The organism is Rhizobium sp. KNZ14-9A (assembly GCF_056755015.1).
In genome coordinates this window covers 559,964-581,886 of sequence record NZ_JBPGXB010000002.1, presented here as the reverse complement: position 1 = coordinate 581,886, position 21,923 = coordinate 559,964, and the positions used below count along the sequence as shown (strand labels likewise).

19 protein-coding genes are annotated in these 21,923 nt (G+C 60.1%); 5 read left to right on the top strand and 14 right to left on the bottom strand.

What is annotated here, in order from left to right; all coding sequences use genetic code 11:
• Window positions 1-46: 46 nt before the first annotated feature.
• The 8 genes from rpoD to dnaG form a co-directional block, all read right to left on the bottom strand.
• Entirely contained in the window at window positions 47-2,101 is a 2,055-nt protein-coding gene (gene rpoD / locus ACR9ZQ_RS08950; protein ID WP_112543627.1) for an RNA polymerase sigma factor RpoD, read from the bottom strand.
• A gap of 445 nt (window positions 2,102-2,546) precedes the next feature.
• Complete coding sequence (locus ACR9ZQ_RS08945; protein ID WP_481427574.1) at window positions 2,547-2,894, bottom strand: GFA family protein; 348 nt, start codon at window positions 2,892-2,894, stop codon at window positions 2,547-2,549.
• 10 nt (window positions 2,895-2,904) lie between these two features.
• Window positions 2,905-3,942 (bottom strand): L-threonine 3-dehydrogenase, encoded by a 1,038-nt coding sequence (tdh, locus tag ACR9ZQ_RS08940; protein WP_113324500.1) that lies wholly within the window; start codon window positions 3,940-3,942, stop codon window positions 2,905-2,907.
• A 23-nt stretch (window positions 3,943-3,965) separates the two neighbouring features.
• Entirely contained in the window at window positions 3,966-5,153 is a 1,188-nt protein-coding gene (locus tag ACR9ZQ_RS08935) for a glycine C-acetyltransferase (protein ID WP_113324499.1), read from the bottom strand.
• Between the two features lie 67 nt (window positions 5,154-5,220).
• Window positions 5,221-5,949 carry a class I SAM-dependent methyltransferase gene (locus tag ACR9ZQ_RS08930; RefSeq protein ID WP_310387088.1) on the bottom strand — a complete coding sequence of 243 codons (729 nt, stop codon included), beginning with the start codon at window positions 5,947-5,949 and terminating at the stop codon, window positions 5,221-5,223.
• Window positions 5,950-6,010: 61 nt separating this feature from the next.
• The gene (locus ACR9ZQ_RS08925) at window positions 6,011-6,472 is read right to left on the bottom strand and encodes a cupin domain-containing protein (protein WP_310387086.1); all 462 of its coding nucleotides are present in this window, start codon (window positions 6,470-6,472) and stop codon (window positions 6,011-6,013) included.
• 75 nt (window positions 6,473-6,547) lie between these two features.
• Complete coding sequence (recQ, locus tag ACR9ZQ_RS08920; protein WP_310387084.1) at window positions 6,548-8,413, bottom strand: DNA helicase RecQ; 1,866 nt, start codon at window positions 8,411-8,413, stop codon at window positions 6,548-6,550.
• Window positions 8,413-10,428: a DNA primase gene (gene dnaG / locus ACR9ZQ_RS08915; protein ID WP_481427573.1), complete on the bottom strand. Its 2,016-nt coding sequence runs from the start codon at window positions 10,426-10,428 to the stop codon at window positions 8,413-8,415. The genes recQ and dnaG overlap by 1 nt, the downstream gene beginning before the upstream one ends.
• A gap of 666 nt (window positions 10,429-11,094) precedes the next feature.
• On the opposite strand from dnaG, the gene ACR9ZQ_RS08910 reads away from it, so the two are divergent.
• Complete coding sequence (locus ACR9ZQ_RS08910) at window positions 11,095-11,991, top strand: hypothetical protein (protein ID WP_439016006.1); 897 nt, start codon at window positions 11,095-11,097, stop codon at window positions 11,989-11,991.
• On the opposite strand, the gene ACR9ZQ_RS08905 is transcribed toward ACR9ZQ_RS08910, so the two are convergent.
• On the bottom strand, window positions 11,972-12,424 hold the full coding sequence (locus tag ACR9ZQ_RS08905; RefSeq protein ID WP_310387078.1) for a GatB/YqeY domain-containing protein: 453 nt from the start codon (window positions 12,422-12,424) through the stop codon (window positions 11,972-11,974). The genes ACR9ZQ_RS08910 and ACR9ZQ_RS08905 overlap by 20 nt on opposite strands.
• 368 nt (window positions 12,425-12,792) lie before the next feature.
• On the opposite strand from ACR9ZQ_RS08905, the gene carA reads away from it, so the two are divergent.
• Both carA and ACR9ZQ_RS08895 read left to right on the top strand, forming a co-directional pair.
• Window positions 12,793-13,998, top strand: coding sequence for a glutamine-hydrolyzing carbamoyl-phosphate synthase small subunit (gene carA / locus ACR9ZQ_RS08900; RefSeq protein ID WP_481427572.1), 1,206 nt, complete (start codon window positions 12,793-12,795; stop codon window positions 13,996-13,998).
• Window positions 13,999-14,112: 114 nt separating this feature from the next.
• On the top strand, window positions 14,113-14,433 hold the full coding sequence (locus ACR9ZQ_RS08895) for a hypothetical protein (protein ID WP_007824261.1): 321 nt from the start codon (window positions 14,113-14,115) through the stop codon (window positions 14,431-14,433).
• 120 nt (window positions 14,434-14,553) lie between these two features.
• On the opposite strand, the gene ACR9ZQ_RS08890 is transcribed toward ACR9ZQ_RS08895, so the two are convergent.
• The 3 genes from ACR9ZQ_RS08890 to ACR9ZQ_RS08880 all read right to left on the bottom strand — a co-directional run bounded on the left by ACR9ZQ_RS08890 (window position 14,554) and on the right by ACR9ZQ_RS08880 (window position 18,385).
• On the bottom strand, window positions 14,554-15,957 hold the full coding sequence (locus ACR9ZQ_RS08890) for an MATE family efflux transporter (protein WP_481427571.1): 1,404 nt from the start codon (window positions 15,955-15,957) through the stop codon (window positions 14,554-14,556).
• A gap of 140 nt (window positions 15,958-16,097) precedes the next feature.
• Window positions 16,098-17,345 carry a TCR/Tet family MFS transporter gene (locus ACR9ZQ_RS08885; RefSeq protein ID WP_481427570.1) on the bottom strand — a complete coding sequence of 416 codons (1,248 nt, stop codon included), beginning with the start codon at window positions 17,343-17,345 and terminating at the stop codon, window positions 16,098-16,100.
• 134 nt (window positions 17,346-17,479) lie between these two features.
• Window positions 17,480-18,385 (bottom strand): LysR family transcriptional regulator, encoded by a 906-nt coding sequence (locus ACR9ZQ_RS08880; protein ID WP_113325105.1) that lies wholly within the window; start codon window positions 18,383-18,385, stop codon window positions 17,480-17,482.
• A gap of 110 nt (window positions 18,386-18,495) precedes the next feature.
• Between ACR9ZQ_RS08880 and ACR9ZQ_RS08875 the strand changes: the two genes are divergently transcribed.
• On the top strand, window positions 18,496-19,488 hold the full coding sequence (locus ACR9ZQ_RS08875; RefSeq protein WP_481427569.1) for an aldo/keto reductase: 993 nt from the start codon (window positions 18,496-18,498) through the stop codon (window positions 19,486-19,488).
• A gap of 52 nt (window positions 19,489-19,540) precedes the next feature.
• On the opposite strand, the gene ypfJ is transcribed toward ACR9ZQ_RS08875, so the two are convergent.
• Together ypfJ and ACR9ZQ_RS08865 are read right to left on the bottom strand one after the other, a co-directional pair.
• Window positions 19,541-20,473 carry a KPN_02809 family neutral zinc metallopeptidase gene (ypfJ, locus tag ACR9ZQ_RS08870; protein WP_481427568.1) on the bottom strand — a complete coding sequence of 311 codons (933 nt, stop codon included), beginning with the start codon at window positions 20,471-20,473 and terminating at the stop codon, window positions 19,541-19,543.
• An 85-nt stretch (window positions 20,474-20,558) separates the two neighbouring features.
• Window positions 20,559-21,047 (bottom strand): DUF2306 domain-containing protein, encoded by a 489-nt coding sequence (locus ACR9ZQ_RS08865; protein WP_439016009.1) that lies wholly within the window; start codon window positions 21,045-21,047, stop codon window positions 20,559-20,561.
• Between the two features lie 85 nt (window positions 21,048-21,132).
• On the opposite strand from ACR9ZQ_RS08865, the gene ACR9ZQ_RS08860 reads away from it, so the two are divergent.
• Window positions 21,133-21,903, top strand: coding sequence for a LytTR family DNA-binding domain-containing protein (locus ACR9ZQ_RS08860; protein ID WP_481427567.1), 771 nt, complete (start codon window positions 21,133-21,135; stop codon window positions 21,901-21,903).
• Window positions 21,904-21,923: the final 20 nt, after the last annotated feature.

Here is a 21,923-nt window from a genome sequence, read left to right as displayed (position 1 = left end):
AAGGCTGGCCGGGTTCTGGTATCGATCGTCTGGAAGACGTGAAAGCTCAGCTGTCGAGGAACGAGCGCAGCTTTCTGGAGCGGCTCGGATGCTTGAGCTTGCGCAGCGCCTTCGCCTCGATCTGGCGGATACGTTCGCGGGTGACAGAGAACTGCTGGCCGACTTCTTCGAGCGTGTGATCGGTGTTCATGCCGATGCCGAAGCGCATGCGCAGAACGCGCTCTTCGCGCGGCGTCAGCGATGCCAGAACGCGGGTCGTCGTCTCGCGCAGGTTCGCTTGGATGGCGGCGTCGATCGGCAGAAGCGCGTTCTTGTCCTCGATGAAATCGCCGAGATGCGAATCTTCTTCGTCGCCCACAGGGGTTTCGAGCGAGATCGGCTCCTTGGCGATCTTCAGGACCTTGCGGACCTTTTCGAGCGGCATGGCGAGCTTTTCGGCCAGTTCTTCCGGCGTCGGCTCGCGGCCGATTTCATGCAGCATCTGGCGCGAAGTGCGGACGATCTTGTTGATCGTTTCGATCATGTGCACCGGAATACGGATCGTGCGGGCCTGGTCGGCGATCGAGCGGGTGATCGCCTGACGGATCCACCACGTCGCATAGGTCGAGAACTTGTAGCCGCGGCGGTATTCGAACTTGTCGACCGCCTTCATCAGGCCGATATTGCCTTCCTGAATGAGGTCGAGGAACTGCAGACCGCGGTTCGTGTACTTCTTGGCGATGGAGATGACGAGGCGAAGGTTCGCTTCGACCATTTCCTTCTTGGCGATACGCGCTTCACGCTCGCCCTTCTGCACCATGTGCACGATGCGGCGGAATTCCGAGATCGAAATGCCGGTTTCCGTTGCGAGATTCTGGATCTCCTGGCGGATGTCGCGGATCGTCGTGTTCTCGCTCTTGGCGAATTCCTTCCAACCGCGGGCGGCCAGATTGCCGATCGACTTCATCCAGTTCGGATCGAGCTCAGCACCCTGATACTGCTCCAGGAACGAGTCGCGCTTGACGCCGTAGGATTCGGCCAGACGCAACAGGCGGCCTTCGTTCTGCACGAGGCGCTTGTTGATGTCATAGAGCTGCTCGACCAGCGCATCGATGCGGTTCTGGTTGAGCGACAGCGACTTCACGGCCTTGATCAGCTCGTCCTTGAGCTCCTTGTAGCGGCGCTCCTGGGCGGAAGACAGCGTGCCGGTGGCGGCAAGGCGCTGCTCGACCTGCTGGTCCTGCAGCTTGCGCAGCTTCTTGTAGGTCTCGGCAATGATGTCGAGCGTTTCCATGACCTGCGGGCGAAGCTCGGCTTCCATCGCGGCGAGCGAGAGGTTCGATTCGTCCTCGTCCTCTTCCTCCTCTTCCGGAGGCATGCCTTCGCCGCCGACATCGGTGATGTCGTCATCACCGGAGCGGGCGCGCCGGGTCTTTTCCTTTTCCTCGGCAGCCTTGCGGTCGGCCTCGATCTTCTCGGGACTCTGGAACTGCGGGGCAGCCTTGGCTTCCGGACCGGAATAGGTCGTTTCGAGATCGATAATCTCGCGCAGGAGCGTCGTGCCTTCGTTCAGTTCGTCGCGCCAGATGATCAGCGCCTGGAAGGTCAGCGGGCTCTCACAGAGGCCTGCGATCATCGTTTCGCGGCCGGCCTCGATGCGCTTTGCAATGGCGATTTCGCCTTCGCGCGACAGAAGCTCGACGGAACCCATTTCGCGCAGATACATGCGCACCGGGTCGTCGGTACGGTCGGTCGGCTCTTTCTTCTTGGCAGTCGCAAGTGCGGTACCGCTGGAAGGTGCGAGTTCGCCGCCCTCACCGTCCTCACTATCAGAGCTGTCGTCGTCATCGCTGCCGGAAGCGCCGGCTTCCTCGGCTTCTTCGTCTTCGATGACGTTGATGCCCATATCTGACAGCATCGACATCGTGTCTTCGATCTGTTCGGACGTCACTTCTTCGGAAGGCAGGACGGCGTTCAGCTCGTCCATCGTCACATAGCCGCGCTTCTTGGCGGCCTTGATCATCTTCTTGACCGCGTCATCGGAAAGATCGAGAAGAGGGCCGTCGCTTGCGCCGTCGCGTTCGACTTCCGCTTCTTCGTTCTCTTTGACCTTCGTTGCCATTTATATCGTCGCCTTCCTGACGCTATTCATACTCGCTGCGGTGAATGGCCCTGTCGTGGCCTGGCACGTGCGCGCCGGCCTCGAATCACCTATACCCACCTAACGGGATGACATTTAAAGCCTGATTAACCACGATAGCCGGCATCGGACAGCAAAATTTCATTGCTATTGGATTTCCGGCCATGGTTGTGCGATCCGCCTTGACCCAGTTCACCGCTCAAGTCGAACGGTGATTCCCACAAAATTTGTTCTCGTCAAGCTTTTCCAGAAAAAAAGCCACCGAAAACCCGGAAAAAGCCTTATCCACAGGCTTTGAACCGCGCCAGCGATTGCTACGCTTATTTAGTATGTCACCGGGGAAAGACAAGAGCAGAAAAATTCTGCACTTGACTTTGCGTGAGTTCGACGTCGCAACGCCGCTGCTGCGTCGAACAAGAAAGCCGGCTTACCGCGACAGACCGTCGAACGCATTCACCGTCAAGGCAGACAGATCGAACGCCGGAATGCAGCGCAGATTGACGGATGCCATCTCCATGCCATTGGGCGCCGTCGCTTCCCCAAAGGGCGCGATGCCGCACTTGGCGCAGAAGTGATGTTTGATGGCATGTGTGTTGAACGTATAGGTCGACAGGTTTTCTTCCGGCACCGTCAGATGCAGCTTCTCCCGCGGCACGAAGCCTAGAAGCCCGCCGCGCCGGCGGCAGAGCGAGCAGTTGCAATCGACTGCTTCCGTAAACGCGCCTTCGACCGTAAAGGCGATACTGCCGCAGTGGCAGCTTCCCTCGTATTGCATTCCAATCCCCTCACATCCAATCCATCACGACCTTGCCGGAATTGCCCGAGCGCATCGCCTCGAAACCATCTCGGAATTCGTCGATCTTGATGCGATGAGTAATAACCGGCGACAGATCCAGGCCACCCTGCACGAAGGCGATCATCTTGTACCAGGTCTCGAACATCTCGCGGCCATAGATGCCCTTGAGGTTCAGCATCTTGAAGATGACCTTGTTCCAGTCGATCTCGAAACCGGCAGGCGCAATACCGAGGATGGCGATCTTACCGCCATTGTTCATCTTGTCGATCATGTCACGGAATGCGGGCGCAGCACCCGACATCTCAAGTCCGACATCGAAGCCTTCGGTCATACCGATCGATTTCATCACATCGGCGAGGTTTTCCTTCGAAGCATCCACGACATGATCGATGCCGAGCTTGCGGGCAAGATCGAGCCGGTTCGGATTGATATCGGTGATGACGACTTTGCGCGCACCGGAACGCTTGGCAACGAGCGCGCCCATGATGCCGATCGGCCCCGCACCCGTCACGAGCACGTCTTCGCCGACGAGATCGAAGGAAAGTGCAGTATGGACGGCATTGCCGAACGGATCGAAGATCGCTGCGATCTCATCCGTGACATCGTCGGGGATGGCAACGACATTGGCTTCCGGAATGCAGACGAACTCGCCGAAGGAGCCCGGCCGGTTAACGCCGACGCCGAGCGTATTGCGGCAAAGATGCCCCCTGCCCGCACGGCAGTTGCGGCACTTGCCGCAGACGATATGGCCTTCGCCCGAAACACGTTCGCCGACGCGGTATTTGGTGACGGCAGAGCCGATCTCGGCGATCTCGCCCGAGAATTCGTGACCGACCACCATCGGCACCGGAATGGTCTTCTGCGCCCACTGGTCCCAGTTCCAGATATGCACGTCCGTGCCGCAGATCGCCGATTTCTTCACCCGGATCAGCACGTCGTTCGGGCCGACTTCCGGCACCGGCACGTTCTCCATCCAGAGGCCGACTTCGGGCTTCGCCTTGACCAGTGCTTTCATCATGTTGGACATGATCTTTTCTCTCCTCAAGGCTCTTAGATAACGCCGAGTTCACGGCCCGCTTCGGCAAAAACGGCAATCGCCCGCTCCACATCCGCCTTCGAATGCGCCGCAGACATCTGGGTGCGGATACGTGCCTGCCCCTTCGGCACGACCGGGAAAGAAAAGCCGATCACATAGACGCCCTTTTTCAGCATCAGCGCCGCCATATCCTGCGCGAGTTTCGCATCGCCCAGCATGACCGGGATGATCGCATGACCCTCGCCCGCCAGCGTGAAGCCAAGTTTGGTCATTTCAGAGCGGAAGAGCGATGCATTGGCCGTCAGCCGCTCACGCAGCGCATCGCCATTTTCAATGAGGTCGAAGACCTTCAGCGAGGCGGCGGCAATCACCGGCGCCAGCGTATTGGAGAAGAGATAGGGGCGCGAGCGCTGCCGCAACCACTCGACGATCTCGGCCTTGGCCGAGGTATAGCCGCCGGACGCGCCGCCGAGCGCCTTGCCGAGCGTACCGGTGATGATATCGATACGGCCTTCGACGCCGCAATATTCCGGCGAGCCGCGGCCATGCTTGCCGACGAAGCCGACGGCGTGGCTGTCGTCCACCATGACCATCGCGCCGTACTTTTCCGCAAGATCGCAGACGCCCTGGAGATTGGCGATGATACCGTCCATGGAAAAGACGCCGTCGGTCGCGATCATCTTGAAGCGGCTGCCTTCCGCCTTCTTCAGCTCTTCTTCCAGCGCCGCCATATCATTGTTGGCGTAGCGGAAACGCTTGGCCTTGGAGAGGCGCACGCCGTCGATGATCGAGGCATGGTTCAGAGCATCGGAAATGATCGCGTCCTCTTCGGACAGCAGCGTCTCGAACAGACCGCCATTGGCATCGAAGCAGGAGGAATAGAGGATCGTGTCTTCCATGCCGAGGAAGGACGAGATACGGGCTTCAAGCTGCTTATGCTCTTCCTGCGTGCCGCAGATAAAACGCACCGAGGCCATGCCGTAGCCGTAACGGTCGAGCGCTTTCTTACCGGCATCCGCCAGTTCCTCGTTATCGGCAAGACCAAGATAGTTGTTGGCGCAGAAATTCAGCACGCGTTCACCAGAGGCAACGGCGATTTCGCCGGCTTGCTTCGACGTGATGACGCGCTCGGATTTATAGAGGCCTGCATCTTTCAGCGCAGCGAGTTCGCCGCGCAGGTGCGAGAGGAAATTCGAGGTCATTGAGGGCCCTTCTCTTGATGTTTCCCGTCTGAGCGTCGGTTAGCATATCGCCGCTGGCTTGTCTTGCTCAACGCTCGACCGTGACAAGCAGAAACATCGGCCGGTCGAGCTCTTCGACCCATTCGGGATGTGCGGTCAGATCCTGCTCGTTCGGCGCCCATTCTTCGACATGGCGGATCGTAAAACCAGCCGATATCAGCATATTGATAGTCGTGCCGAGGCGGCGATGCTGCTTGACGACACCCTTCGCCAGCCAGTCCGTTGTGCGGCTTCCCTCGACGGCATAGCCGTCGAGCGGCCATATGCGCTGCCCATCGGCATCAGTGCTCCAGCCGGCATTGCGCGGCGCCATGAAGATCGGATGCTCGATCGTAAAGACGAAACGCGAACCGGGAACGAGCGCCCGGTAGACTGTGGCGACAAGCCGCTCGAAATTTTTGACATAGTGAAAAGCGAGCGAACTATGCGCGAAATCGAATGAGGCTTCCGGCAGTTCCAGCTCTTCGAGATCGGCAATCCCATAGGTGATCGCCTCATCATGCGTATCCGCCCTCGCCCGGCCGATCATGTTCTCGGATATGTCGAGGCCGAGGACGCTTATAGCACCGACCGAGCGGGCATAGCGGGCAAACCAACCAAAACCACAGCCGAGATCGACCACCCGCTTGCCTGTGAGATCAGGTAACTGCGCGCGAACCGCCGGCCATTCGGCTGCACCCTCAAGCCCTTCGACCGAGCGGCGCATGGCGCTGTATCCGGCGAAGAACTCCGCCGTATCATAGATATTCTGGCTCATGATAATCCTCCGGATGGCCCTTATAGGATACCATCCATCATCACCTCAAGGATCGGACATCTCAGGGATCAGGACCGTCGCCGATCTCCACGAGGCCGAACCTATGCTGGATCGGCAAGATCGCTTCCGGTGTCGCGGCACCAGCCCGTTCGAGCTCCACGAAGAAATGCTCGAACCCACCAGGCGTGACGAAGCCCATCATCCGGCCCATGCCATCGCTGACATTGCGCCAATGATGCGGAACATTCGGCGGCAGCACGACGACGGAGCCGACGGGCGCCTCGATCATCTCGTTTCCGCACCAGAAACGATAGCTCCCCTCGATGACCCGAAAGACCTCCGTCTCCCGCGTGTGCATATGCCGCGACGGGCCGGTGCCTGGCGCCGAGAAGGTTTCCCATATGCCATAGGCGCCGGCGGTTTCCTCCGCCGTTGCATGAATGAAGACCTGCCCGCCATGCGGATGCCTGGCAATCCGCTCGCGCCCGGGCAGTGATGCGACTGCTCTGTTGAAATGTGCCATTGAAGTTCCCCCAAACTCTGGAACAACCCTAGCAGAGATCTGTGCCGATTGCAGCGGAAGGTACGTGCAACCGGACTATTCGTCGTGGGAGAGAATGATATCGAGGAAGGCGTCGCCGTAGCGCTCGAGCTTCGACTGACCGACGCCCGAAATGCCGAGAAGCTCCTTGCGGCTGCGTGGCCGCTCGGTGGCAAAGGCGATCAGCGTCGTATCCGGGAAGACGACATAGGGCGGCACGCCGAGTGACTTGGCAATCGACATGCGCTCGGCCCTCAGCGCTTCGAAGAGCGTGCCATCCGCCCCTGAAAGCCCGGTCCTGCGCTCCGCTCGCTCAGTCTTCTTCGCTCTGCGCTCGGAAGGCGCGCGATCCTTGCGGAAGAAGACCTCACGCTCACGCTTGAAGACAGCGCGCGCCTCCGGCTCCAGCTTCAGGGCTCCGAACGCCTCATGGTCGACGCGGATCAGCCCCATCGCCATCAGCTGGCGATAGACCGATTGCCAGGTGCGAACGGCAATATCCTTGCCTGCGCCGAAAACGGGCATATCGACATGGCGAAAGCGCTCGGTCTTTTCATTACTATTGCCGACAAGCACATCGATCACATGCCCGGCGCCGAAACGCTCGCCGGTGCGGTAGATCGCAGCCAGCGCCTTGATCGCCGCTTCCGTCCCATCCCAGGTCTCGACCGGCTTCAGGCAGGTATCGCAACCGCCGCATTTGCCGGTATGCGCCTCGCCGAAGTGCGCCAGGATCGCTTGGCGCCGGCAGGAAGCCGTCTCGCAGATCGCCAGCAGCGCATTGAGCTTGCCGCGCTCGATGCGCTTAATCTCGTCGGCCGCATTGCCTTCATCGATCATCCGCCGGCGCTGGATCACGTCGGCCATGCCATAGGCCATCCACACCTCGGACGGCAGGCCGTCACGTCCGGCGCGGCCCGTCTCCTGATAATAGGCCTCCACCGAGCCCGGCAGATCGAGATGGGCGACATAACGCACGTTCGGCTTGTCGATGCCCATGCCGAAGGCAACTGTCGCGACAAGGCAAAGCTCTTCTTCCTTCAGGAACGCATCCTGGTTGGCGTCGCGCAGCGCTCGGTCCATGCCGGCATGATAGGCGAGCGCCCGAATGCCCTGGGTGTTCAGCCAGTCGGCGGTTTCCTCCACCTTGGCCCGCGACAGGCAATAGACGATGCCGCTATTGCCTTTGTGGCCGGAAAGGAAACGCAGGAGCTGCTGGCGCGGCTGGTCGCGCTCAACGATCTCATAGGAAATATTCGGCCGGTCGAAGCTGGTGGTGAAGACTTCGGCATTGTCGAGCATCAGCCGCTCGATAATATCCTCCTGCGTATGCGGATCGGCCGTCGCCGTCAGCGCGATGCGGGGCACACCGGGATACTGTTCCGCGAGCTTGCCGAGTTCGCGATATTCCGGCCGGAAATCGTGGCCCCATTGCGAGACACAATGCGCTTCATCGATAGCAAAGAGCGCGATCTTCGTATTGCCGATCAGCTCGCGGAACCCATCCATCAGGATGCGCTCGGGCGTCACATAGAGTAGATCGAGATCGCCTGAGGAAATGCCGCGGCGGATCGCGCCATATTCCTCGCGCGAAATCGAGGAATTCAGTGCCGCAGCACGGATCCCGAGTTGCTTCATCGCCTCCACCTGATCGCGCATCAGCGCGATCAGCGGCGAGACGACGATACCAAGACCCGGGCGGCAAAGAGCCGGAATCTGGAAGCAGAGCGATTTGCCCGCACCTGTCGGGAAGAGCACGACGGCATCGCCACCGGCAACCACATGCTCTACGACTTCCTGCTGCCGCCCGCGAAAGGCAGGGTAGCCGTAGACACGCTTCAGCACATCGAGCGGCTTGGCCGCGCCTGAAAACAGCGCGTCGGATGCGGAAAACAGCGGCTCGTGGCTTTCAGTCTGCGACATCAGTGGCTCGCAGCGCCCTTGACGCGCCCGGAGAGCACACCGAAGCCATCGATAATGGCTTCCTGGTTTTCGAGCCGCAACGCCTCGAAATGCACTTCCTGCGAAGCGCGCATCAGCCGGTCGATCTCGGCATCGTCGCCCGCCTCGGTCGCCTGGGCGATATCACGCTCCAGCTCGATCTTCTGCCAGCGCAGATCCTTGGCGCGCTTGTGGAAGGCGAGCGCCTGGCGATAACCCTCACGGGCATCTTCCATCGCTGCCTGCTCGGTAGCCGTCCAGAGCCGGGCATTACGCACCTGCTGGTCAAGGTTTTTCAGGAGCGAACCGAAGCCGGCGACATCAAGGCATTCCAACAGGTAGTCACGCGTCAGATGTGGCCCGGCGACAACGGCAGCTGCTCCCAGCATCGCCGACCAGAGCTTCTGCAGATCGCGATTGTCATAATCTATGGCAGCGATCTCATCATAATCGTCCAGCATCAGCGCGGGATGGTTGACGACGGTCAGCGCCAGCACACACTCCCGGAGCGCCGCATTTTCCTGATGGCCGCGCACGAGCCCCGAACGGGTCAGGCGATCTGATGCGAATGCCTGCGTTCGAGGCCCTCCAGCCTTCCCGCCCCGCTCCTTCTGCCCACGGAAATTGCCCCCGGCGAAATTGCTGCCTCCTGAAAAATTGCTGCCGCCACCGAAGTTGCGCCGGTCGCCGCCGCGGTTCTGGAACTGCGGCTGGAAGAAGCTGTTCAGCCGGTCGCGCATGTCCTGCTGGTAATGGCGCCGCACATTCTCGTCACCAATGACGGCAACGAGCTGTTTCAGCCGTGCTTCCAGCTCGGCGCGCGCCTCAGGCGTATCGAAGGTCCCGTTTCTCGCCTCGCGGTCCCACAGCATTTCCGACAGCGGCTTTGCCTGCGCCATGACCTTGTCGAAAGGCGCCCTGCCGTCCTGACGCACGAGATCATCGGGGTCCTTGCCGTCAGGCAGCAGCGCAAAACGCACGCTTCGCCCCGGCTTCAGATGCGGCAGCGCCAGATCGGCGGCGCGGTTGGCGGCGCGAATGCCGGCACCGTCGCCATCGAAGCAGAGCACCGGCTGCGACGTCATCTTCCAGAGCAGATCGAGCTGGTTTTCGGTCAGCGCCGTACCGAGCGGTGCCACGGCATTCTCGATACCGGCCTGATGCAGCGCAATGACATCCATATAGCCTTCGACGGCAATGATGGTGCCTTCGCCATTTGCGCCCTGCATCGCGCGACGCGCCCGGGCGAAATTGTAGAGCACGTTGCCCTTGTGGAAGAGTTCGGTCTCGTTGGAATTGAGATATTTCGCCGGCGCATCCGGTGACATGGCGCGTCCGCCGAAAGCAATGACCTTCTCGCGCGACGACAGGATCGGGAACATGATGCGGTCGCGGAACCGGTCGTAGGAAACAGGCACATTCTCGTGCACCACAAGCCCGCAGGCCTCGATCTGCTCCTTGCTGACACCCTTGCCGGCCAAAAATTCCTTAAGCGCATTGCGGCTGTCGGGTGCAAAACCGAGCCGGAAGGTCTCGATGGTGCGCCCCGTCAACCCGCGGTCGCGCAGATAGGCGCGTGCCCTCGCACCATTCGCCGTCTGCAGCTGGTCCTGAAAGAACTGGGTCGCCATGTCCATGACGTCGAGAAGCGAGGTACGCTCCTTCTCGCGTCTTTCCATCTGCGGATCGGCGACCGGCATCGGCACGCCGGCCATGTCGGCGATCGTCTGCACCGCCTCGGGAAAGCTCAGGCCTTCGAGCTCGGTCAGGAAGCGGAAATGATCTCCGGTCACGCCGCAGCCGAAGCAATGGTAACGGCCCTTGCGATCCTCGCAATGGAAGCTCGGCGACTTCTCGCCATGGAAAGGGCAGCAGGCCCAATAGTCGCCGCGCGACACGTTGGTCTTGCGCTTGTCCCAGCCCACGCGCCGCGCAATCACGTTCGAAATGGGAACGCGGTCGCGGATATCGTCCAGGAAGGTGGGGGAAAAGCGCATCTCTACCTCTTGCAGAACATCCATATAAGCAGCTTTACCGCGCCGCGCCACGAAACTTCTGCCGTAAATCCCGCTTTTCACAGGGCGCAGGACATTGTCACAAACCTCCGCCAATGCCACTCAACAACGTGTTATCGGCCCCTGACTGGGGGTGCGACATTTTTGACATTTTCCAAGTTCCGAGAGAATGGCGCCGTCCATATCGCGGAAAACCGGTTCGGAGAAAGAATATGAAAAAACAATCAGTTAAAAGAGATCGGAGTGGATTGCCCAGGCTTTTTCGGAGTGCGCGGCCGAACTCCATATTCACATCCCGACAGGCCGAATCCGGGATTATTATATTTTTGTAATTTGAATAAGCCGGGGGCTGGCCATAAGTTCGAACTCAACAAAGCGATCCCCAAGCGAGGCACCATCCCTACCCCCGGCGCCGCCTCGCAAGGGTGCCTTTGCAAATACCCGCCGGCTTGGGTTTCGACCCTGCGTCGCTGACGGAAGCAAAGAGCAAGAAGGCAGGAGCGCCCCCAGCTCCTGCCTTCTTAATTTTTGGGCTATACGCCGCCGCTTTTATTGAGCTTTACCTTACCAATTAACCCCTAAAATACAAAAGCATTGACACTTCCAATAGGCGTGGCAAATGAATGCGCGAAACTCCTGGACAGCGCTATGGCCTACACCGCAGAAAATCTTGCAGCCGACGATAGTTTTCTTGCTGCAATTCTTCATTGTGCCAATGAAATGCTCGCGATTTATCGCGACAGCCCGCGTATTGCATCGATATTCGCCGCACAGCAGCGCTGGCTGATGGCGCATACTGGTTTTGCTCTCTATTACGGCTATCCTGGTGAAGAGAGGCGCGGCCTTTATTCCGGCCGCTTCATCGATTTCGTCATCCAGAACAAGATCGCCAGCCGCAACACGGCAGCTGCCTTCGTGCAGGAAATGCTGGTCTACCGGTTTCTGCGTCCCATTCCGGGCGATGACAAACGTACGCGCTTCCTTGAGCCGACAGAAACGGCGGAGCATCATTTTACCAAATGGCTGGTCGCCCATCTGATGATTCTGGATAGCCTCGATGGCGGCCGCCGCGCAGAAAATCTGATGGCTGATCCAACATTGATCGCCCGCCTGCAGCCGCTAATCGCCAAGAAGATCATCGAAACCGAAGCAGTGCGCGATCCGGGCGCTACCTTCAATCTCTTTAATTGGGCCAATTCCGGCGGCCTCGTGATGGACTATCTGATTTCGCGCCTGCCGGGCTTTCCGCGTTCTGCCGATCGCGTCATCGTCGGCCCGTTGTCGCTGCGCGAGATTCGCGATCAGTTCATGATTTCCAATACCCACCTGAAACGCCTGCTCGCGCAGGCCGCCGATATGGGAAGCGTGGGATGGACCGAACCGCCGAGAAAGGGCGATTTTTGGCTCTCCCGCGGTTTCGTGCTCGAATATTGGAACTATCAGGCGGCGAAATTCGCCATCATCGATTCAGCCGCCGAAGCCGTGCTTGGGCCTGCGGTCGAAGAACAACCGCAGGCAAGACGCCTTATTTCAGCAGCTCTTTGACGGTGCCGGAAGCCTTGGCAAAGTCCATCTGGCCGGCATAGCGCTCTTTCAGGGCAGCCATGATCTTGCCCATGTCCTTCGGGCCTTCTGCGCCGACTTCCTTGATAATGGCGGCGATATTGGCACGCACCTGATCGTCGGAAAGCTGCTTCGGCATGAAGTCCTGGATAACGACAATTTCCGCACGCTCCTTGGCTGCAAGCTCGGGACGGGCGTTCTCTTCGTAGATCTTCGCCGACTCATCGCGCTGCTTCACCATCTTGGCGAGGATCTGCAGCACTTCGTCGTCGCCCGCCTCTTCCTTGCCGACGCCGCGATTGGCGATGTCGCGATCCTTGATCGCGGCCTGGATGAGGCGGATGGTGCCGAGACGCTCCATCTGCTTCGCCTTCATAGCCTCTTTGAGCTGGGTGGCGAGTTGATCGCGCAGCATGTCATTACTCCTTCTGAAGCATCGGACCGAAAAGTGTGAAGGGGCTTTTCAGATAAGCCGATGCTTGAACAAAAACTTGAAGCGGCGAACCCGTTTCCCGGCCCACCGCTCTGGAATGGCGCTTTCATAAACCACGCTGATGTGTGGGATCAAATAAATTGCGAGAATCCCGGCAATATCGGCAGGAAAAGTGCCGCAATCTGCAGTACAAAGATTGACCTAGGCAGAGAGCGTGGCTATCTACCGCCACCTGCACCAAAATTCGTGATCAGGCGTCAAACGCGGCCAAAGCCGCGCGCCTGCACCTGCGAGATCAAATGGCCGGCTCGCGTTTTCAGAACGCCAAGCCCGCCGGAAACGGGATGAAGATGACCGCGACAGCACCCTGGACAACCGAAAAGCCGACCGCCCTGCTCGTTCTTGCAGACGGCACAGTCATCGAAGGCAAAGGTATCGGCGCAAGCGGCAAGGTTCAAGCGGAAGCGGTCTTCAACACGGCGCTCACCGGCTACGAGGAAATCCTCACCGACCCCTCCTATCTCGGCCAGATCGTTACCTTCACCTTCCCGCATATCGGCAATATCGGCACCAATGAAGAAGATATCGAAGACCTGACGCCGGCAGCCCGCCACGGTGCGGTCGGCGTGATCTTCAAGGCTGACATCACCGAACCCTCGAACTACCGCGCCGCCAAAGATCTCGACGCCTGGCTGAAGGCCCGCGGCATCATCGGCCTCTGCGGCATCGACACTCGCGCACTGACGGCCTGGATCCGTGAAAACGGCTCGCCGAACGCCGTTATCGCCCATGACCCCGCAGGCAATTTCGACGTCGACGCGCTGAAGGCGGAAGCCAAGGCCTGGAGCGGCCTCGAAGGCCTCGACCTCGCCAAGATCGCTTCGTCCGGCCAGTCCTCGCAGTGGTCGCAGACCCCATGGGTTTGGAACGAAGGATACGGTGAACTCGCCGCCTCCGACAGCAAGTACCATGTCGTCTGCTTGGATTACGGTGTGAAGCGCAACATCCTGCGCCTCTTCGCCGGTCTCGATTGCAAGGTCACGGTCATGCCGGCAACGGCGAGTGCACAGGATGTGCTCGCCCTTCAGCCGGATGGCATCTTCCTGTCGAACGGCCCGGGCGACCCGGCCGCCACAGGTGAATATGCCGTGCCAGTCATCAAGGAACTGATCGGCACCGATATCCCGGTCTTCGGCATCTGCCTCGGCCACCAGATGCTCGGCCTGGCACTCGGCGCCAAGACCGAGAAGATGCACCAGGGCCATCACGGCGCAAACCACCCGGTCAAGGATCACACGACCGGCAAGGTCGAGATCGTCTCCATGAACCACGGCTTCGCGGTCGACACGAAGTCGCTGCCCGAAGGCGTTGAAGAGACTCACGTATCGCTGTTCGACGGCACGAATTGCGGCCTGCGCGTTCTCGGCAAGTCGGTCTTTTCCGTCCAGCACCACCCGGAAGCCTCTCCCGGCCCGCAGGACAGCCACTACCTCTTCCGCCGCTTTGTTAACATGGTGCGCGAGAAGAAGGGCGAAGCGGCACTCGCCGAACGCTGATACCGGATCAAGGCTCGCTCAGGCGGGCCTTTTTTCTTGCCGGCATATTGACCTCAACTTAACTTGAGGAATTACAGAACTGCCTGCAACACATCAGATGCAGGAGAAGATCGGATGAGCGGAGCTTTCTACAGGATAGACAAATTCGTCGTGCCGGCTGCGGCGCGTGAGGAATTTCTCGTCAATGTGATGATGACCCATAAGGTGCTGGAGGCACAGGACGGCTTCATCAATCATACGGTGCTGGAACAGGTTGCCGGCCCCGGCGAATTCAATTTCGTCACGGTTGCCGAATGGGAAAGCGCCGATGTCGTCGAACGCGTGCGGGCGGTCGTTGCCGCAGCCCACAAGGCGGCCAATTTCGACCCGCAGGAAATGTTTGCGCGCCTCGGCATCCGCGCAGATATCGCCAGCTACAAGCCTGTCGCCGCCTGATACTAGAGCGCCGTGCGTCCATTCGGACGGACAAAGGACGCTCTAACTCTTTGAATCTACGCATCAGGCTTCCGAAAATCGATTCCGATTTTCGGAAGCCTGATGCGTAGGACGGCCGGCTCAGGCGCCGGCCGCAGCCCCTTCCCGACGAACGAGAATATAAAAGCGCGTGCAGAGCATGACGGCCGCGGCCGCAAGCCCGACAAGAAAGCCTAACCAGATGCCGAGACCGCCAAAACCGAGCGGGAAGGCAAAGGCCCAGGCGAGGAAGAAGCCGATCGGCCAGTAGGCAATCAGCGCCAGGATCATCGGCACGCGCGCATCCTTCAGCCCGCGCAACAGGCCGCTGGCGATCGCCTGCACGCCATCGACGAACTGGAAGAGACCGGCAACGACGATCAGCGGACCGGCATAGGCCAGCACCTCAGGCGCTTCCGGCAGGCTGACATCGAGGAACAGCCGCGCCAGAAGCTGCGGCACGGTCGCAAAGATGATGCTGCCGATGATTGCAGCGATGCTGGCGATGATCAGCACCGTGATCGCCGCCCGCACCAGCCCGGCATGATCGCCCTGCCCGTGCGCGACACCGACCCGCACCGTTGCCGCCTGGCCGAGACCGAGCGGGATCATGAAAGCCATCGATGCCCACTGCAGAGCGATGCCATGCGCAGCAAGCTCGATCGTGCCGATATGGCCCATCAGCAGCGAGGCTGCCGTGAAGAGGCTCACTTCGGCGAGAATGGTGATGCTGATCGGCAAGCCCAAGCGTATGACTTCGAAAAAGGCATGCCAGTCCGGCTTCCAGAAGCGCACGAAAATTTCATAACGCCGCGTCTCCTCCCTGCCCTGTACATAGGAGAGGATGAAGAGGAAACCGGCCGCCTGCACCGCAACGGACACGATTGCAGCCCCTTCCAGCCCCATGACCGGGAAGCCGAAATGGCCGAGCACGAGGATGTAGGCGCCGATCGCATTCAGCACCAGCATGGCGATGGTGACCTGAAGAATGACGCCGGCCTTGCCGATGGCGCTGACAAGCCCGCGCATGACATTGTAGAGCAGACCCGGCAGCACACCGAACTGACCGATGATGATATAACCGTGGGCAAGCTTCGCCACTTCAGGCTTCTGCCCGAAATAACGCAGTATTGCCTCGGAATTGTAGAAGGCCGGCTGCATCAGCAACCAGTAGCAGATGACGACCCAGATACCCATGCGCAGGGAACGGCGCACGCTCACGACATCGCCGCGGCCATAGGCCTGGGCCACCATCGGGATGACGGCAATCGCAAAGCCAGAACCGAAAATCAGGATCGTGAACAGGAACTGCGCGGAAAGCACCATGGCGGCCAAGTGCTCTGCTCCGAGCTGACCGACGATCATCACATCGGTCATGCCGATGCCGAATTGCGCGAGTTGAGCGCCGATCAGCGGCACGCCGAGCATCAGCGTGGCGCGAAAATGCGCAGACCAGCGGTTGTCGTTTGCAGGCGCAACGGCGCGCACGTCGATCGGCGTGTCCATGACACTATTCCTGAGATTGAATCGTTAAGGGCCGCAGTGCGGCAAAATATCATGTCGGCTTAGAGCAAAGCGACGCAAAGAACCACCCCAAAACAGGCAGATGCTGAAAAATTCATCACGGCTTCACTGTTTTTGATGGATCACTCCGCCGCGTTGAAGGCTTGTGCCGGTGTTTTCGATGTAGTCACCCGCGTCAGGAATACAACCGCAGCAAGGAGGATGAAGAAAGCGGCCAGCAGATAGGGCGCGCCGGCAAAGGTGATCGGTGCATCCGGCTTGGTGAAATAGCCGAACATCTGGGTGAAGATCAGCGGGCCGATGATCGTCGTGATGCTGCCGATGCTCGTGAGCGCGCCCTGCAGCTCACCCTGCGCGGATGGCGGCACCTTGCCGGCGGCAATGCTGCGCAACGGCGGATCGGCAACATTCTCCATGACCGTCAGTACGATCACGGTATAGACGACCCAGCCCTCCCAGGCGAAAGCATAACCTGTGAGGGCGGCCATCGAGAAACACAGGCCGAGCAGCGCCGTCTTCCATTCACCGAGAACAGGCACGACACGCGGCAGAACGAGTCCCATGACCGCTGCGGCGCCGATCCCGTAGAGGCCGAGAGACAGGCCGATCTGCCCTTCGCTCCAGCCGTAGCGGAAGGTCGAAACGAAGGACCAGACCGAGGGATAGACGGCGTGGGCGAGGAAAAATAGGAACATGACAAGGCAAACCCAGCCGATCCCGGGATAGTACCGCATCTGCCGCAAAGCGCCGAGTGGGTTTGCGCGCTTCCATTCGAAGGTGCGGCGGTTCTTCGCTTCGAGCGTTTCCGGCAGCAGGAAACAGGCGGCAACAAAATTGATGAAGGAAAGCGCGGCCGCACCGAAGAACGGCACGCGCGGCCCGAACTCACCGAGGAAGCCGCCGATCACGGGGCCGACCGTGAAACCGACACCGAAAGCGATACCGATCAGGCCGAAATTCTTGGCGCGGTTCTCCTCGTTGCTGATGTCGGCAATGTAAGCCGAGCAGGTGGCGAAACTGCCCCCGCTGATGCCTGCGAGCACCCTGCCGACGAAGAGCATCCAGTAACTGGTGGCGATGGCGCAGATGAAATTGTCGAACGCAAAGGTCAGCACCGAGAGTAGCAGGATCGGGCGGCGCCCGAAACGGTCGCTCAAGTTTCCGAGCAGCGGCGCAAACAGGAATTGCATCAGCGAGTAGATCAGCATCAGCCAGCCGCCATCGACAGCCGCATCGCTGATCGTGCCGCCCGTCAATTGCTCCAGATAAACGGGCAGGACCGGCATGATGATCGCGATGCCGATAACGTCCAGAAAGAGAATGATGAAGACCAGGAAAAGGCCGCGGCGAACGAATTTCGGATCAAGCATAAGACATCTCTACAGCTGATATTTTCTGGAAAGACGATCTCGTCGCCGGATATATGACATAGCCGATTGAGATAACTGAAACAATACGTGAACATTTCAATGTTTTTGATGGAGAGACCGCCAAAACAGATGGTTCACGCGCTCTTTCGCTGCTCCATCCGTACAAAATCGACAAAAGCCCGCAATGGCGCGGGCATGTGGTGGCGGCTCGGATAATAGAGAAAGGGGCCGGAAAATTCGCTGTCCCATTCCTCAAGGATCGGCACCAGCCTGCCCTCAGCAATGCCCGACGCAAGCAGTTCTTCAAAGGTACGGATGACGCCGAGACCGGCAAGGGCGGCCTCGATCTCCATCTCCACAGCATTGGCGATGATGGGACCGGATGGCGTAATCACGAGCACTTCGTCACCCCGTTCGAATTCCCAGGCAAGCGAAGCGCCGCTGATGAAGCGATGGCGGATGCAGCTATGCTCCAGCAGATCCCGCGGATGTTGTGGCATGCCCCACTTTTCCAGATAGGCGGGAGCAGCCGCCGTCACATAGCGCTGCCGGCGCGGACCGATCGGCACGGCAATCATGTCGCGCTCCAACCGCTCGTCATAACGAATGCCGGCATCGAAGCCGGCGGCCAGCACATCGATGAATGTATCTTCGGCAATGATCTCCAGCGTGATCTGCGGGTAGAGCGCCAGAAACCGCACGGCGAGATCGGCCATGAAGAGCTTTACGACGATACCAGGCACGTTGAGCCTGAGCGTGCCCGCCGGACTGTCACGAAAACTGTCGAGCTGACCGAGCGCGGCCGCCACTTCCGCAAGCGCCGGCGAAAGCCTCTCGAGCAATCGCTGGCCCGCCGCCGTCAGCGTGACGGAGCGCGTCGTACGATTGAGAAGCCTGACACCGAGCCGCTCTTCGAGGCGCCGCAGGGAGTCGCTCAGCGACGACGCAGAAACCTCGCGCTTGCGGGCTGCAGAGCGGAAGCTGCGCTCTCTTGCAATTGCGGCAAAGGCATCCAGATCACTGAGGGGAAGGTCGTCCATTGTGCATTTTCCCGTACAGCCCGTTCGAGACTATCCGGATTATCGCACAAAATCGGCTGCGGTAAAACAGCATCCGAAGACGCCGTCGGGCGCCGCTGAAGGAGAAGAAAATGCAGACCTATCGTTTGGGAAAAACCGGTCCAGAAGTCTCGGCTATCGGCCTTGGCTGCATGGGCATGTCGGGCATGTACGGTCCGTCTGATCGCGCTGAAAGCATTGCGACCATCCACGCAGCGCTCGATGCCGGCGTCAACCTGCTCGACACAGGCGACTTCTATGGCATGGGCCATAATGAAATGCTGATCGGTCAGGCGCTCAAGGGCCGCAAGCGCGAAGACGCCATCATCAGCGTCAAGTTCGGCGCCTTGCGTGATCCCGCCAATGGCTGGAACGGCTACGACGCCCGCCCGATCGCCGTGAAGAACTTCCTTGCCTATACGCTGCAGCGCCTAGGCGTCGATTATATCGACATCTACCGCCCTGCCCGCCTCGATCCGAATGTGCCGATCGAGGAGACGGTCGGCGCGATATCAGATCTCATCAAGGCTGGTTACGTCCGCCATGTCGGGCTGTCCGAAGTCGGCGCCGATACGATCCGCCGGGCCGCTGCCGTCGTACCGATTGCCGACCTGCAGATCGAATATTCGCTGATCTCCCGCGGCATCGAAGGTGAGATCCTGCCCGCGACCCGTGAGCTCGGCATCTCCATCACCGCCTATGGCGTGCTGTCGCGCGGCCTCATCAGCGGCCACTGGCAGAAAGGCCAGCAGGGCGCGGGCGATTTCCGGGCCGTCAGTCCGCGCTTCCAGGAAGGCAATATCGATGAAAACCTTGCTTTGGTGGAAGAACTCCGGAAGATCGCCACCCTCAAGGGCGCCTCGGTCGCACAAGTCGCGATCGCCTGGGTAACGGCACAGGGCAAGGATATCGTACCGCTGGTCGGCGCCCGCCGCCGCGACCGGCTGACGGAAGCGCTCGGCTCCCGCGCAGTGGAACTCACCGCAGACGATCTCTCCGCCATTGAACGCGCCGTGCCGAAGGGGGCCGCCAAGGGCGCCCGTTATCCTGAAGCTCAGCTCAAGCACATGGACAGCGAAAAGTAAGCTGCCCGGCTGACCGGCACCCTGCCTTCGGGCAGGGTGCCGAATATCCTGATCAGATCGGGTTGGAGAAAGTATCGCAGGCCGAAAGCTGTCCGCTATCGAAGCCACGCTTGAACCAGCGCATGCGCTGCGCCGACGTGCCGTGGTTGAAACTCTCAGGCACGACATAGCCCTGCGAACGCTTCTGCAGCGTATCGTCGCCGATCTGCTGCGCAGCGTTCAACGCCTCCTCCAGATCGCCGGCGTCGAGAATGCCTTTCTGCTGCGTATACTTGCCCCAGATGCCGGCAAAGCAATCTGCCTGCAGTTCGACGCGGACCGACATCTTGTTGGCATCGGCCTCGCTCATGCTCTGGCGCGCCTGATTGAACTTCGGCAGGATGCCGAGCAGGTTCTGCACGTGATGGCCGACCTCATGGGCGACCACATAGGCCTCGGCGAAATCGCCTGACGCGCCGAACTGATCGGAAAGTTGCTGGAAGAAAGCCGTGTCGAGATAAACTTTGTGATCACCGGGGCAATAGAAGGGACCGGTCGCGGCCGAGGCGAAACCGCAGGCTGATTGCGTCTGGCCAGAGAAGAGAACCAGCCGCGGTTCTTCATAATCCTTGCCCTGCGACTGGAAGATGCCGTGCCAGGTATCTTCGGTTTCGGCGAGAACAGTGCGCACGAAGGCGGTCATCTCGTCATTGGCAGGCGCTTGTGGGGAAGACTCGCTCTGCGAATATCCGGAATCGCCCATCGAGCCGCCGCCGCCATCCATCACCTGCATCAGGTCGATCCCCATCGCCTTGAAGATCAGGTAGATGACCACGAGAAAGATGATCGTGCCAATGCTGAGCCCGCCACCCCGCCGGCCAACGCCGCCGCCTGATGGAAAGCTGAAGCCGCCGCCACGGCCGAAGGGATTGCGTCCCATGCCACCGGATGGATCGCTACGGCGATCCTCGATATTGTCGGACTGACGCCGGCCTTTCCATTCCATGATCGATCTCCCCGGCGATGCGCCTCATGCATGCTCACAGGAGTCAGTTATATATCCGCCGCGAGGACGAATTCCAGCCGCTTCCTCACGCGACCCGGCTGCGGCGCGGACGAAACCCGATGGCCGCGCCGATCGCAGCGGTGACCAGCCCAAGCAGCGCCAGGGCCAGCCAGCTATTGCCGGAGAATGTGACCGCATGCATCAGCCGGCCCGGCAGCAGTGTCGCAAGGCCGGCAACGACGATGCCGCCAAAATACATGCCCGATACGATCCGCCGATGTGTACGGATATCATGCCGCCGCGCGGCAAGAACCGCCCGCCAGCTTCCGGCCAGCACGAGGACGGAAAGAAGATGGATTGGGCTGAAGCCATAGACGAGATTGATCTGGTGGATGAAGAAGCTCGACAGAGCCGTCACCACCATCAGCACCATCCAGATTTTGCCGAGCAGACGATGCCGTGGCGTGCCCTTCGGCCACGCGAGCAGATAGGCGCCGAGGATAGCCGCCGGCACCACGGCGGCAACGTGGACCTGAATGGCAACAGGGGCATTAAGCAGAGGTTCCAGGGTCATGAGCGGCTCCGGTTGAATTCGTCCCCCGTTTCCGGCATGACTGCATTCCTCTCAACAAACATGGCGTAGACGGCGGGAAAACTTCGTGGATCACCCATCCTTGCAATCCACGCTTCGCGAATTGCAGGTCTTCTGGCGCGCGCCGCGCTTCTGGGGAACCTTCCTCGCCATCGTCCTGATCTTCGCGATCACCGGCCCCTATGGGACGATGGAAAGCATGGCGGCCGGCGAGCGCTTAGCCTACTGGCTGATCCTGCACGCCGTCGCCTGGTCCATCGCCATCCTGTTTTCGGTTCTTGCCGATGCGCTGCTGCGCAAGGTGCTGGACCGCATGTTCTGGCGCATGATGATCGGCTCACTGGTCGCAGCCCTGCCGATCGGCTTTGCAATCGGCCTCGTCGACTATGCCTTCACTGGCAATCCGGCCGCGCTTGGCAGCAGCTTCGCAAGGGCGCTCTTCGCGCTGCCGCTCTGCGCCCTCTTCTGCTTTTTGACCTACCTCGCCATGCATCGGCAGATCGAGCAGGCAACGGCGCAAACACCTCCGGGAGCCTCCGTCCTCGACCGGCTGAAGCCGCAGAACCGCGGCGCCCTGCTCCGCCTATCCGTGCAGGACCATTATACCGAGGTTGTCACCAGCCGCGGCCGCGAGCTGGTGCTCCTGCGCTTTTCCGATGCGCTGCGCGAGATCGGAGAAACGCCAGGGCTTCAGGTGCACAGGTCGCATTGGGTGGCCGATGCCCATGTCGAATCCCTGAAACGCGATAACGGCAAGATCCTGATCCTCACCCGTGACGGCACGCAGATCCCGGTCAGCCGGAGTTTTGCCGAGGAAGCCCGCAAACGCTTCGGCTGAAGAAATGCCGGCAAATGCTT

Excerpts from the sequence above, each read along its gene's own strand:
- rpoD (WP_112543627.1), bottom strand. The coding sequence starts at position 2,101 with ATGGCAACGAAGGTCAAAGAGAACGAAGAAGCGGAAGTCGAACGCGAC.
- ACR9ZQ_RS08945 (WP_481427574.1), bottom strand. The coding sequence starts at position 2,894 with ATGCAATACGAGGGAAGCTGCCACTGCGGCAGTATCGCCTTTACGGTC.
- tdh (WP_113324500.1), bottom strand. The coding sequence starts at position 3,942 with ATGTCCAACATGATGAAAGCACTGGTCAAGGCGAAGCCCGAAGTCGGC.
- ACR9ZQ_RS08935 (WP_113324499.1), bottom strand. The coding sequence starts at position 5,153 with ATGACCTCGAATTTCCTCTCGCACCTGCGCGGCGAACTCGCTGCGCTG.
- ACR9ZQ_RS08930 (WP_310387088.1), bottom strand. The coding sequence starts at position 5,949 with ATGAGCCAGAATATCTATGATACGGCGGAGTTCTTCGCCGGATACAGC.
- ACR9ZQ_RS08925 (WP_310387086.1), bottom strand. The coding sequence starts at position 6,472 with ATGGCACATTTCAACAGAGCAGTCGCATCACTGCCCGGGCGCGAGCGG.
- recQ (WP_310387084.1), bottom strand. The coding sequence starts at position 8,413 with ATGTCGCAGACTGAAAGCCACGAGCCGCTGTTTTCCGCATCCGACGCG.
- dnaG (WP_481427573.1), bottom strand. The coding sequence starts at position 10,428 with ATGCGCTTTTCCCCCACCTTCCTGGACGATATCCGCGACCGCGTTCCC.
- ACR9ZQ_RS08910 (WP_439016006.1), top strand. The coding sequence starts at position 11,095 with ATGGCCTACACCGCAGAAAATCTTGCAGCCGACGATAGTTTTCTTGCT.
- ACR9ZQ_RS08905 (WP_310387078.1), bottom strand. The coding sequence starts at position 12,424 with ATGCTGCGCGATCAACTCGCCACCCAGCTCAAAGAGGCTATGAAGGCG.
- carA (WP_481427572.1), top strand. The coding sequence starts at position 12,793 with ATGACCGCGACAGCACCCTGGACAACCGAAAAGCCGACCGCCCTGCTC.
- ACR9ZQ_RS08895 (WP_007824261.1), top strand. The coding sequence starts at position 14,113 with ATGAGCGGAGCTTTCTACAGGATAGACAAATTCGTCGTGCCGGCTGCG.
- ACR9ZQ_RS08890 (WP_481427571.1), bottom strand. The coding sequence starts at position 15,957 with ATGGACACGCCGATCGACGTGCGCGCCGTTGCGCCTGCAAACGACAAC.
- ACR9ZQ_RS08885 (WP_481427570.1), bottom strand. The coding sequence starts at position 17,345 with ATGCTTGATCCGAAATTCGTTCGCCGCGGCCTTTTCCTGGTCTTCATC.
- ACR9ZQ_RS08880 (WP_113325105.1), bottom strand. The coding sequence starts at position 18,385 with ATGGACGACCTTCCCCTCAGTGATCTGGATGCCTTTGCCGCAATTGCA.
- ACR9ZQ_RS08875 (WP_481427569.1), top strand. The coding sequence starts at position 18,496 with ATGCAGACCTATCGTTTGGGAAAAACCGGTCCAGAAGTCTCGGCTATC.
- ypfJ (WP_481427568.1), bottom strand. The coding sequence starts at position 20,473 with ATGGAATGGAAAGGCCGGCGTCAGTCCGACAATATCGAGGATCGCCGT.
- ACR9ZQ_RS08865 (WP_439016009.1), bottom strand. The coding sequence starts at position 21,047 with ATGACCCTGGAACCTCTGCTTAATGCCCCTGTTGCCATTCAGGTCCAC.